Source organism: Actinomadura flavalba DSM 45200, assembly GCF_000374305.1.
Lineage (GTDB): Bacteria > Actinomycetota > Actinomycetes > Streptosporangiales > Streptosporangiaceae > Spirillospora > Spirillospora flavalba.
Genome location: NZ_KB894102.1, coordinates 158,063 through 169,448, shown reverse-complemented (window position 1 = coordinate 169,448; position 11,386 = coordinate 158,063). Strand labels below are relative to the sequence as shown.

12 protein-coding genes and 1 rRNA gene are annotated in these 11,386 nt (G+C 75.4%); 8 read left to right on the top strand and 5 right to left on the bottom strand.

Going from position 1 to position 11,386, the window contains the following annotated elements:
• Positions 1-19 precede the first annotated feature (19 nt).
• Positions 20-136 (top strand): 5S ribosomal RNA (rrf, locus tag C229_RS0126365).
• A gap of 204 nt (positions 137-340) precedes the next feature.
• Here rrf and C229_RS0126360 read toward each other — a convergent pair.
• Entirely contained in the window at positions 341-1,357 is a 1,017-nt protein-coding gene (locus C229_RS0126360) for an alcohol dehydrogenase catalytic domain-containing protein (RefSeq protein WP_018658124.1), read from the bottom strand.
• 160 nt (positions 1,358-1,517) lie between these two features.
• Here C229_RS0126360 and murA point away from each other — a divergent pair, with 160 nt between their 5' ends.
• From murA to C229_RS0126345, 3 genes are read left to right on the top strand one after another with little or no spacing between them, the layout of a single operon-like run.
• The gene (murA, locus tag C229_RS0126355; RefSeq protein ID WP_018658123.1) at positions 1,518-2,819 is read left to right on the top strand and encodes a UDP-N-acetylglucosamine 1-carboxyvinyltransferase; all 1,302 of its coding nucleotides are present in this window, start codon (positions 1,518-1,520) and stop codon (positions 2,817-2,819) included.
• A gap of 29 nt (positions 2,820-2,848) precedes the next feature.
• Positions 2,849-3,601 (top strand): GntR family transcriptional regulator, encoded by a 753-nt coding sequence (locus C229_RS0126350; RefSeq protein ID WP_018658122.1) that lies wholly within the window; start codon positions 2,849-2,851, stop codon positions 3,599-3,601.
• Between the two features lie 54 nt (positions 3,602-3,655).
• Positions 3,656-5,143 (top strand): FAD-dependent monooxygenase, encoded by a 1,488-nt coding sequence (locus tag C229_RS0126345; protein ID WP_018658121.1) that lies wholly within the window; start codon positions 3,656-3,658, stop codon positions 5,141-5,143.
• A 49-nt stretch (positions 5,144-5,192) separates the two neighbouring features.
• On the opposite strand, the gene C229_RS0126340 is transcribed toward C229_RS0126345, so the two are convergent.
• Complete coding sequence (locus C229_RS0126340) at positions 5,193-5,615, bottom strand: DUF2795 domain-containing protein (protein ID WP_018658120.1); 423 nt, start codon at positions 5,613-5,615, stop codon at positions 5,193-5,195.
• A 111-nt stretch (positions 5,616-5,726) separates the two neighbouring features.
• Between C229_RS0126340 and C229_RS0126335 the strand changes: the two genes are divergently transcribed.
• Both C229_RS0126335 and C229_RS0126330 read left to right on the top strand, forming a co-directional pair.
• Positions 5,727-6,080: a DUF7668 domain-containing protein gene (locus C229_RS0126335; protein WP_018658119.1), complete on the top strand. Its 354-nt coding sequence runs from the start codon at positions 5,727-5,729 to the stop codon at positions 6,078-6,080.
• 8 nt (positions 6,081-6,088) lie between these two features.
• Positions 6,089-7,501, top strand: coding sequence for an aminotransferase class V-fold PLP-dependent enzyme (locus C229_RS0126330; protein ID WP_018658118.1), 1,413 nt, complete (start codon positions 6,089-6,091; stop codon positions 7,499-7,501).
• On the opposite strand, the gene C229_RS31940 is transcribed toward C229_RS0126330, so the two are convergent.
• The gene (locus C229_RS31940; RefSeq protein ID WP_018658117.1) at positions 7,476-8,822 is read right to left on the bottom strand and encodes a cytochrome P450; all 1,347 of its coding nucleotides are present in this window, start codon (positions 8,820-8,822) and stop codon (positions 7,476-7,478) included. The two genes, C229_RS0126330 and C229_RS31940, sit on opposite strands and share 26 nt — an antisense overlap.
• A 128-nt stretch (positions 8,823-8,950) precedes the next feature.
• Here C229_RS31940 and C229_RS0126320 point away from each other — a divergent pair, with 128 nt between their 5' ends.
• Positions 8,951-9,163: a DUF5302 domain-containing protein gene (locus tag C229_RS0126320; RefSeq protein WP_018658116.1), complete on the top strand. Its 213-nt coding sequence runs from the start codon at positions 8,951-8,953 to the stop codon at positions 9,161-9,163.
• A gap of 43 nt (positions 9,164-9,206) precedes the next feature.
• Here C229_RS0126320 and C229_RS0126315 read toward each other — a convergent pair whose 3' ends face one another.
• Positions 9,207-9,830, bottom strand: coding sequence for a pyridoxamine 5'-phosphate oxidase family protein (locus C229_RS0126315; protein WP_018658115.1), 624 nt, complete (start codon positions 9,828-9,830; stop codon positions 9,207-9,209).
• Positions 9,831-9,915: 85 nt separating this feature from the next.
• On the bottom strand, positions 9,916-10,446 hold the full coding sequence (locus C229_RS0126310) for a TetR/AcrR family transcriptional regulator (RefSeq protein ID WP_018658114.1): 531 nt from the start codon (positions 10,444-10,446) through the stop codon (positions 9,916-9,918).
• An 85-nt stretch (positions 10,447-10,531) separates the two neighbouring features.
• Between C229_RS0126310 and C229_RS0126305 the strand changes: the two genes are divergently transcribed.
• Positions 10,532-11,383 (top strand): SCO6745 family protein, encoded by an 852-nt coding sequence (locus C229_RS0126305; RefSeq protein WP_018658113.1) that lies wholly within the window; start codon positions 10,532-10,534, stop codon positions 11,381-11,383.
• Positions 11,384-11,386: the final 3 nt, after the last annotated feature.

Here is an 11,386-nt window from a genome sequence, read left to right as displayed (position 1 = left end):
AGGGGTTGGGGGTGAGACGTTCGGTGGTTTTGGCGAAAGGGAAACACCCGGTCCCATCCCGAACCCGGAAGTTAAGCCTTTCAGCGCCGATGGTACTGCATGGGAGACTGTGTGGGAGAGTAGGACACCGCCGGACTCAACGTAACGAATGGCCCCACCCGCCATGGGTGGGGCCATTCGCATTTCTACGGTTGTTTTCGGGCAGGCGGGCAGGCGGGCTCGCCCCTGGCTGGGGCACCCCCGAGAGTCCAGGATTTCGGAGTCGCGTCTTCGTGGGGGACGCGAACCTTGTTCTGTGGATAACTCGCTGGTGTCAGGGGGTGGTGACCGCGTGCTGGTGTCACGGAGTGATGACCGCGTGGTCCTCTAGGGCGTCGTCGCGGAGGAGGCCGTATACCGCTGGGGCCTTTTCCAAGGGGAACGTTGTGACGCGCGGGACGATCGTGCCCGCCGCCGCGAGGTCGAGGACGTCCGTCAAGGTGTCGCGCGAACCCCACGTCACCGAGCGCAGGGCCGTATCCGAAGGTAGGGCGGCCACGTCCAGGGTGCCGGACGCCCGGTGGTGCAGCCTCACGATCGTGCCGCCCGCGCGGACGACGGCCGCCGCCGTCGCCGGTGAGCCGGCCGTGCCCGCCGCGTCCAGGACGAGATCGGCCCCGCGCCCCGCCGACCACAGCGTCAGCGTGCCGGACGTGACCTCGCCCGGCGGCAGGGCCAGGTCGGCGCCGGCGAGGCGCGCGGCCGCCAGCGCGCCGGGGCGCGCGTCCACGACTGCGATCCGCGCGGACGTCAACGCCCGCAGCAACTGGACGGCGAGCTGCCCGACGGTGCCCGCGCCGACGACCACGGCGACGGCGTCCGGCGGCGGCTCCCAGCCGCGCACCGCGTGCAGCGCCGCCGACCCCGCGCAGACGAGCGGCGCCGCCTCCGCCGGGTCGAGGCCGCCGGGCAGCGGGACGAGCCACCGTACGGCCGGGACGAGCAGGAACTCGGCCATGCCGCCGTCGCGCCCGCGACCGGGGCCGGGCGGCGAGGGCGCCGGGCGTCCCTGCTCGCAGGACGCCTCCCGCCCCGCCGCGCAGCGGACGCAGGAGCCGCAGCCCCAGGCGGCGCAGACGGCCACCGGGTCGCCCGCCTCGACGCCGGTGACGCCGGGCCCGGTCTCGTAGACCCATCCGGCGTTCTCGTGCCCGAGGGTGAACGCGGCGGCGCGCGGGCCGCCCGGCAGGAGCAGGTCCGTCCGGCAGACGCCCGAACCCCCGACGCGCACGACGACCTCGCCCGGCCCGGGACGGGGCCGGGGGACGTCGGCGAGCACGGGTTCGGAGCGTCCGGGCAGGAGCCGTAGCGCCCGCATGATCGCCTCCTCCGGGAACGGGACGGGTAGGCGTCTCACTCCACTTGCATCCGCCGTTCCGCACCACGGGCATTAGTCCCGGCGAAAGTCCCTAAACGGACATTCTGTCCGACGCGGCGGGGCGGTTGGTGGACGCGCCGGGCCGCCGTAGGCTGCTCGGATGACCGACAAGCTGTGGGAGATCGAGCCGTCCGGACCGCTGCGCGGCGACGTGACCGTGCGCGGGGCGAAGAACGCGGTCAGCAAGCACATGGTCGCGGCGATGCTCGGCAGCGAGCCGAGCACGATCCGCAACGCGCCCGATGTCGGCGAGGTCGGTATCACCGCCGCCATGCTGGAGCACCTCGGCATGACCGTGGAGCGTTCCGGCGGGGAGATCACGCTCGTGCCGGGCGAGGTCGTCGACAACAACGTGCCCAAGGCGTTCACCGGCCTGAACCGCATCCCCATCCTCATGCTCGGGCCGCTGCTGCACCGGGCGGGTGAGGCGTTCGTCCCGCTCGTCGGCGGCGACCCCATCGGCCGCCGCCCGGTCGACTTCCACGTCGAGGCGCTGCGCGCGTTCGGCGCCGAGGTGACGATCGCGCCGGACGGCATCCACGCCCGCGCCGGGCGCCTGGTCGGCACCCGCATCGAGCTGCCGTACCCGAGCGTCGGCGCCACCGAGACCGTGCTGCTGGCGGCCGTCCGCGCCAAGGGCAAGACGGTCATCCGCAACGCCGCCACGGAGCCGGAGATCATCGAGCTGGCGCTGTTCCTGCAACGGATGGGCGCGCGGATCTCGTTCAGCCCCGACCGGCGCATCGTCGTGGAGGGCGTCGACCGGCTCACCGGCGCCGAGACCAGGCTCGGCGGCGACCGCATCGAGGCGTTCTCCTACCTGGCGGCGGGCCTGGTCACCGGCGGCGAGGTGCGGGTGCACGGCTGCCAGCAGGACCGGCTCGTCACCGCGATCACCACGCTGGCGCGCATGGGCGCCCAGTTCGAGATCACCGACGACTGGATCACCGCGTCCGCGCCGGACGGGCTGCGCCCCGCCGCCGTCCAGACCGACACGCATCCCGGCTTCGCGACCGACTGGCAGACGCCGCTGATGGTGCTGTTCACGCAGGCCGACGGCATGTCGGTGCTGCACGAGACCGTCTACGAGAACCGGCTGGCCTACGTGCCGGCGCTCCAGGCGATGGGCGCCGAGATCGAGGTGTACGACACGTGCCTCGGCGGCCCGGCCTGCCGCTACCACGACACCGCCGCGCTGCACTCGGCGGTGGTGCGCGGGGTGTCCAAGCTGCGCGGCGGCGAGGTCACCATGCCCGACATCCGCGCCGGGTTCTCCGCCGTGCTCGCCGCCGCCGTGGCCGAGGGGCCGTCCCGGCTGCGCGGCGTCCACCACATCGAGCGCGGCTACCACCGGCCCGTCGAGCAGTTCCGCGCGCTCGGCCTCAACCTCAAGACGCACTGACGCCCGCCCCGATCCGATAGGAATGGGGCGTGATCGATCCGACGGCCCCGCTGCCGAAGTACCTCCAACTGAGGGCGATCCTGCTGGAGATGATCGAGCAGGAGCGGCTGGGGCCGGACGCGCCCGTGCCGTCCGAGCGGGAACTGTGCCGCCGGTTCGGGGTGTCGCGGATGACGGTCCGCCAGGCCGTCGACCAGCTCGTCGCCGAGGACCGGCTGCGCCGCATTCCCGGCGTCGGCACGTTCGTGGCGCGGCCCAAGGTGCAGATGCCGAAGGAGCTGGTGTCGTTCACCGAGGACATGCGGGCGCGCGGGCTGCGGCCCGCATCCCGTGACCTGGGCGCCCGCACGGTCCCCGCCGACGCCGAGATCGCCCGGCTGTTCGGCGTCGACCCCGGCACGCCCGTGCACCAGATCGAGCGGCTGCGGCTGGCCGACGGCGAGCCGATGGCCGTCGAGCGCTCCCACATCCTCGCCGCGTTCGCGCCGGACCTGCCCGAGCGCCGCACCCCGGAGGGGTCGCTGTTCCGCGAGTTGCAGGACGAGTACGGCGTCGTACTCGACGCGGGGGAGCAGACGATCGAGGCCGGGCCGGTCGGGGACGCCGACGCGGCGCTGCTCGGCGTCCCCGCCGGAAGCGCCGTCTTCTTCCTCCTCCAGCGGACGTTCAGCCGCGACGTGTGCGTGGAGGTGGCGCTGGCGACCTATCGCGCCGACCGGTACCGCATCCACCTGGGCCTGGAGCCGCGGAACGGCGTCCCGGGGGCGTGGCGGGCCCGCTGACACGTTCACCCCGGCCGGTTGCGGGCATCACCCCTGGGGAGGAAGGGGCCGTACATGCCGGGCGAAACGAACATCGTGCTGGTGGGCGCGGGACCGACCGGGCTGCTGCTCGCCGGTGACCTGGCCGCCGCCGGCCTGGACGTCACCGTGCTGGAGCGCCGCGCCGACGAGTCGAACCTGACGCGGGCCTTCGCCGTCCACGCCCGCACCCTGGAGCTGCTCGACATGCGCGGCGTCGCCGGGGAACTGCTCGCCACCGGCACGAAGGTGCCCCTGCTGCGGCTGCCCGGCGGCGCCCGCCTCGACCTGTCGCGGCTGCCCGGCCACTTCCCCTACGTGCTGATCACCCCCCAGTACGAGACCGAACGCGTGCTCACCGACCGCGCGCTGGCGGCGGGCGCGCGGATCGAGTACGGCACCCGCGTCACCGGCCTGCGCCAGGACGACGACGGCGTGACCGTCTACGCCGCCGGGCGCGACGGCCCCGCCCGCGGCCGCCGCGCCGCGTACGTCGTCGGCGCCGACGGCGCGCACAGCACCGTCCGCGACGCGCTCGGGCTGCCGTTCCCCGGCCGCGCCGCCGTCCGCTCGGTGATGCTCGCGGACGTCCGCCTCACCGACCCGCCCGGCGACGTCCTCGCCGTCGGCGCGGCGCGCGGCGCGTTCGGCTTCCTGGCCCCGTTCGGTGACGGACGGCACCGCGCCATCGCCTGGAACGACGACGCCGACCTCGACGACGACGTCCCCGTGGACGTGGACGACCTGCGCGCCACGCTGCGCCGCGCCCTCGGCACCGACCACGGCCTGCACGACCCGTCCTGGACGTCCCGGTTCCACAGCGACGAGCGGCAGGTGCCGCGCTACCGGGTGCACCGCGTGTTCCTGGCGGGCGACGCCGCCCACGTCCACTCGCCGGTCGGCGGCCAGGGCATGAACGTCGGCCTCCAGGACGCCGCGAACCTGAGCTGGCGGCTCGTCGCGGCGGCGCGCGGCGACACCGGGCTGCTCGACGGCTACCAGCGCGAACGGCACCCGGTCGGGCGGGCCGTGCTGCTGGGCAGCGGCGCGATGCTGCGCGGGGCCAGGCTGCGGGCGGCTCCGCTGCGCGCCGCGCGGGACGCGCTGCTGCGCGCGGTGACCGGTACCCCGCCGCTCGCCCGGCGCGTCGCCCGCGCCGTCTCCGGCATCGGCATCGCCTATGACGCGCCGCGCGGCTCGCACCGCCTCACCGGCCGCCGCGCCCCCGACGTCGCGCTGGACGGCCCGCCCGGACGGCTGTTCGCCGCGCTGCGCGAGGGCCGGTTCGTGCTCGTCGTGGCCGCCGACGACCCGGCCGTCACCTACCTGGCGACGCGGCTGTGGGCGGGCCGGGTCCACTGCGCCGTCGCGGGCGCCGCGACCCGCACCACGGCGCTCGTCCGCCCGGACGGCTACGTCGCCTGGGCCACCGACGCGACCGCGCCCGAGCACCGCGCCGCCGAGATCCGCGCCGCCCTCACCCGCTGGTGCGGGCCGCCGGTGCACGTCCGCCCGGCCGCCTGACGAACGCGCGAAGGGCCGCTCCCGGGGGAGCGGCCCTGCTGCGCCGGGATCAGTAGCGGCGCTCCTCGCGGCCGTAGCCGAGTTCCTCGGCCACGTCGCCCAGGCTCGCGTACTCGCGGTCGGGGAGGGTCTCCAGAGCCGTGATCGCCTCGTCGGAGGCGTCGGGGGAGATGTGCGCGACCAGGTCGGCGCGGGTGGCGGGGTAGCGGAGGCCGGACAGGGCGCGGGCCAGGTCGCTGCGCTGGTCGACGTCGGACGGGCTCATGCCGGGGGGCGCGCCGCGCGCGGGGTCCACGGCGCTCTGCGCCGGGTCGGGCGCCCCGGCCGGGTCCCAGATCGGGCCGTCGGACACCGGCTCGACCTCCTTGAAGTCCTCCGCGTGGGTGGCGTGGTTGCCCGTCGTCATGCCGCGCGTGGCGGCGCGCAGCTCGTCGTCGAGCCGGGGGCCGTTCTTGTCGCTCTGCTCGCCCATGGAAGCCTCCTGTCTGTCGTCCGTTCCAGACGCGGCACCTGCCCGTTCGCGACGGTTCTGAACCTCGTGATAGGCATACTTGACCCTTCGCCGATCTCCTGGAGGCACCCTTTGCTGCCCGACGACGCCCTGGGTGTGCTGCGCACCGTCGTGGCCCTGCTCGTCCACGGCGAGTACGCCGAGATCGAGGCCCTGACCGAGGGGCGACGGCTGTTCGCCGAGGAGATCGAGGCCGCCGTCGGCGGCCGTGAGCTGACCGAGCCGCCCGAGAGCGCGTTCGAGGGCGCGGAGGGCACCGAGCTGGAGACCGGCGGCGAGTACGAGCGCGGCCTGCACGTGGCGTTCCCGCTGTGGACGGCCGCCGGGCGCAGCGACCTCGTCGCGGAGTTCACGCTGCTGGAGGTCATGGAGCGCGTCTGGACCGTCGAGCTGGTGAGCCTGCGGGAAGCCCCGGCCGCGCCGTGAGCGGGCACATGACGCCGGAGGAGTTCCGGCGTCACGGGCACCGCGTCATCGACTGGATCGCCGACTACCAGGAGCGGGTCGCGTCGCTGCCGGTGCTGTCGCAGGTCGCGCCCGGGGACGTGCTCGGCGCGCTGCCCGCGCGCCCGCCCGAGCGCGGCGAGGGGTTCGACGCCGTCCTCGACGACCTGGACCGGGTCGTCCTGCCCGGCATCACGCACTGGCAGCATCCGAGCTTCTTCGCCTACTTCCCCGCCAACGCCAGCGGCCCGGCGATCCTGGGCGACCTGCTGTCGGCCGGGCTGGGCGTGCAGGGGATGCTGTGGGCGACGAGCCCCGCGTGCACCGAGCTGGAGACGCGGGTCATTGACTGGCTCGCGGACCTTCTCGGCCTACCGGACGCGTTCCACGGCAACGGCGTCATCGAGGACTCGGCGTCCTCGGCCGTGCTGGTGGCGCTGCTGGCCGCGCTGCACCGGGCCGCGCCGGACGCCGTCCGCGACGGGCTCACCGGGCGGCACACCGTGTACGCGAGTTCGCAGACGCACTCGTCGCTGGAGAAGGCCGCGCGGATCGCGGGCGTGGGCGCCGCGAACGTCCGCGTCGTGGACGTCGATCCGGACACGCTCGCGCTCGACCCCGACCATCTCGACCGGACGATCGCGGCGGACGTCGCCGCCGGGGCGACGCCCGTCCTGGTCTGCGCCACCGTCGGCACCACGTCGACCACCGCCGTCGACCCGGTCCCCGCGATCGGCGCCGTGTGCCGGGAGCGCGGCGTCTGGCTGCACGTGGACGCCGCCTACGCGGGCGTCGCCGCCGTCTGCCCCGAGTTCCGCTGGGTCAACGACGGCCTCGATCTGGCCGACTCCTACTCCACCAACCCGCACAAGTGGCTGCTCACCAACTTCGACTGCACCGCGCTGTGGGTGCGCGACCGGGCCCCGCTGGTCGGCGCGCTGTCGATCCTGCCCGAGTACCTGCGCAACCAGGCGACGCTGTCGGGCGGCGTCGTCGACTACCGCGACTGGCAGATCCCGCTCGGGCGGCGGTTCCGGGCGCTGAAACTGTGGTCGGTGATCCGCTGGTACGGCGCCGAGGGGCTGCGCGAGCACATCCGCGCGGGCGTCCGGCTCGCCGCGCTGTTCGCCCGGCTGGCCGGAGCCGACGACGGGTTCGAGGTGCGCGGCCACCACCCGTTCGGGCTCGTCTGCTTCCGGCCCCGCGACGTCGACGCGCTCACGCTGATGGAACGTCTCAACGCCTCCGGCGACCTGTACCTCACCCACACCCGCGTCGCGGGCGAGGTGTGGCTGCGGCTGGCCGTCGGCGCGCCCGCCACCGGCGAACCGCACGTCCGGGCCGCGTGGGCGCGGATCGCCGCCGAGCGGGACGCGCTCAGCGGCGCAGCAGCCGCCGGATGAACCGGCGTCCGGGCGACGGGCCGCGCGCCGCGGCGGGCTCGGCGGCGGGCTGCGCCCGGACCGGCGCGGCCTCCAGCTCGTAGCGGACGGGCAGCGCCGCCAGCGACCGCAGGTGCGGGGTGACCCGCCAGGTCAGCTCGTCGCCGGGGACGTCGAGCCGCAGGTCGGTGAAGCGGTGCAGCAGCCGCTCGACGGCCAGCACCGTGATCGTCGTGGCCAGCTCGCGGCCCAGGCAGGCGTGCGCGCCCGCGCCCCAGGCCAGGTGGGCGCGCGAGCTGTAGATGGCGTCCGGCGGGCGGTCGCCCGCGAAGGCCGGGTCGGTGTGCGCGGCGGCGGGGGACAGCAGCACCGGGTCGCCCGCCGCGACGAGCGTGCCGTCCACGCGAGTGTCGGCGCGCGCGAAGCGCAGCGTCAGGTTCGTCATCGGCGGCGTGTTGAGCGCGGCGCGGTTGACGGTCTCCTGGAGGTGCGCGGCCGACAGCTCGTCCCGGTCGCCCGCGCCGAGCGCCCCGGCGATCGTGGCGGAGATCAGCGCGCCGGTGCCGTCGCCGAGGAGACCGACGAGCATGAGCATCTCGCGGGCGACCTCGTCGGCGGTCAGGCCGGGGACGGCGGCGAGCATCGCCGAGGGCAGGTCGTCGGCCGGTTCGGCGGCGCGGGCCGCGCAGGCCCCGGCGACGGCGGCGCGCAGCCGGGCGGCGGACTCGGCGGCCTCCGGCCCGGCGTCCAGGGTGCGCCACATGTCGAGCAGGAGTTCGTCGTTGTCGTCGTCGGGCAGGCCGAGCAGGCGGTGCAGGACCAGGAGCGGCAGCGGGCGGGCGTACTGGACGGCGAGGTCGGTGGTGCCGGTGCGGCCGCCGTGCTCGGTGATCGCGGTGATGAGGTCGTCGGCGTGCCGGAGCGCGGCCTGTTCCAGGGCCCGGGCGGACGGGCGGGTGCGGTCCTGGAACGGCTTGAGCCCGGCGCTCCACGCGGCGCGCAGCCGGTTGAGGTCCTTACCGTCGCGGAACAGTGACGTCTCCATCGCGTACACGTGCAGCAGCGGCCAGTCCGCGGGCAGCCGCCCCTCGGCGTGGGCGCGCCAGGCGTCGGGACGCTTGCTCCAGACGCCGCGCGCGTCGCGCAGGATCTCCAGCGTCTGCGGGTAGCCGAGAACGAGCCAGACCTTCACCCCGTACAGCTCCACGGGCGCGACGGCGCCGTGCGCGGCGCGCAGCCGGGCGTGCGCGGCGGCCGGGTCGCGCTCGTACGCGGGCGTCAGCAGGGGCTCGGCCGGCAGCTCGGCGAGCGGGGCGGCGGCCGGTGGCGTCGGAGGCTCCATCGGGGCCGACTCTAGAGGACCGGCCCCGCGACCGATCGGGCAAGTGCGAAAAATCCGGAAGGCCGGATGTCCCGGCGTGCCGGGTGACGTGCGAGGCTGGGACCGTACCGACCAGACTGGAGGTCACCATGGCCGACTCTTCGACCGACCCGTCGACCGACCCCTCGCCGGAGGGCTCGGCGCCCGACGACGTCAAGCGCCGGTTCCGCGAGGCGCTGGAGCGCAAACGCGGGGTCACCGAGGAGAAACACCAGCAGGGCGGCGCCCGCAGCGGCTCCAAGGTCCGCGGCGCCACCGATCGCGCCGCCCAGCAGCGTCAGTTCCGCCGCAAGAGCGGCTGAACCCCCGGGCGGGTCACGGCCGCGCCGCGACCCGCCCCTCCCGTCAGCCCGCGTACAGCTTCTTCCCGTACGACTCGGGCGCGTAGTACGCCTCCAGGTCGGCCAGCGGCGTCGCCTCGGCCGAGGTCTCCTTGACCAGCCGCGCGTGCGACGGCAGCGCGTCCGGGGTCCAGGTCTCCGGGGTCCACAGCTTGGAGCGCAGGAACGCCTTGCCGCAGTGGAAGAAGATCTGCTCGATCTCCACGACGACCGCCAGCACCGGCCGGTGGCCCCGCACGACGAGCCGGTCGAACCACGGCGCGTCCCGCACCAGCCGCGCCCGGCCGTTGATCCGCAGCGTCTCGTCGCGGCCCGGCACGAGGTAGATCAGGCCGACGTGCGGGTTGGACAGGATGTTGTGGAAGCCGTCCGCGCGGCGGTTGCCGGGCCGCTCGGGCAGCGCGATCGTGGTGTCGTCCAGGACGAGCGTGAACCCGGCCGGGTCGCCCTTGGGGGAGACGTCGCAGTTCCCCGCCGCGTCGCCGGTGGCGACCAGGCAGAACGGTGAGGCGGCGAGCCAGTCGCGGTCGCGGGCGTGCAGCGCCGCGCGCTCCTTGGTGATCGCGCGGGGCATCGGCTCCCCGAGCAGCTCGCGCAGCTCGGCGGCGGAGGTGATCTCGTCGGGCATGAGGGGACGTCCCTTCCCCGGCCGCGCGGCCGGTCGGCCCCATCCTCCCCGGTCCCGCGGCGCCCGTCGACGGCGGGCCGGGCGGTCAGGCCCCCAGGCTCTTCGCGGCCCGGGCGATGTCGGGGAAGCGGGCGGCGTCGCCGGGGACGGCGCCGGCGAGGGCGAGGGTGGCGTAGCCGTGGGCCAGGGACCAGGCGGCGAGCACGGCGTCCTCGTCGTCGCCGCCCACGGCCGCGCGCAGCGGCGCGTAGGCGTCCTGCTTGGCGGCGGTGAGGGCGGGGTCGTCGGTGTGGACGAGGTCGCGCCGGTACATGATCGCGAAGTGCGAGGGGTGGTCCAGCGCGAACGCGACGTAGCGGCGGCCGAGGTCGCGCAGGCCGGACGGGGGCCCGCCGAGCGCGGCGGCCAGCAGGGTGAAGCCCTCGGTGGCCAGCGCGGTGAACAGGCCCGTCTTGTCACCGAAATGGTGGGCGGGCGCGGCGTGCGAGACGCCGGTGCGGCGGGCGAGGTCGCGCAGGCTGAGCGCGGCGGGGCCGCGCTCGGCGACGATCTCGGCCGCCCCGGCGAGCAGGGCGCGGGGCAGGTCGCCGTGGTGGTAGGGCCGGTCCTCGGTCATGCGGCGTAGTCTACCGTGATCTTTCCATTGACAAGTTCCCGGCGTGTGCGGCAGTCTTGTCGATGTCAAGTTCAAGGGGGAATCGATGGAACCCAAGGAGGCACGGGGGCTCTGGCACCTGCTCGAACCCGTGCACGCGCTCGTCTACTACGCGCCCGAGGTGGCCGCCGCGACGGCCGCGCTCGGCTACGCCGCCGAGCCCCGGTGGCCGGGATACTTCCCGCTGCGCGCGGCGCCCCTCGGCGCCGCGTCGCCGGAACTCGTCACGGCGGTGTTCTACAGCTTCGCGCCGGACATGGTCGCCGCGTACCTGGCGGACGCCTGGACGACCGCCTCCCCGGCGGACGTCCTGGAGGCCCGGCTGCGCGGCGTCCGGGCCGCCTACCGGCGCCTGCTCGACACCACCGGCGGCCTCACCGAGGCCGCCGACCTGGCCCGCGCCGCCGCCGAGCAGGCGCTGGTCGCCGGCCGCGCGCTCGCCGCCGCCAACGCCGCGCTGCCCTGGCCCGACGACCCGATCGCGACGCTCTGGCAGGCCGCGACGATCCTGCGCGAGCAGCGCGGCGACGGCCACGTCGCGGCGCTGCTCACCGAGGGCCTGGACCCGGTCGAGGCGCTGGTGTCGTTCGCGTCCGTCGGCGCCGCGCCCGCCGGGGTCTTCGCCAGCCGGGGCTGGACGGACGAGGAGTGGGACGCGGCGGCCGTGCGGCTGCGCGACCGGGGCCTGCTGGCGGCCGACGGCATCGCCACCGAGGCGGGCCGCGCGCTGCGCGCCGCCGTCGAGGACCGCACCGACGCCCTGGCCGCCGAGCCCTGGAAGGCCCTCGGCCCGTCCCGCACCGCCCGGCTGGCCGACCTGCTCGGCCCGGTCTGGGTCGCGGCGGTCGGCAGCGGCCTGCTCCCCGCCGAGAACACGCTCGGCATCGGCAAGATCTGAGAA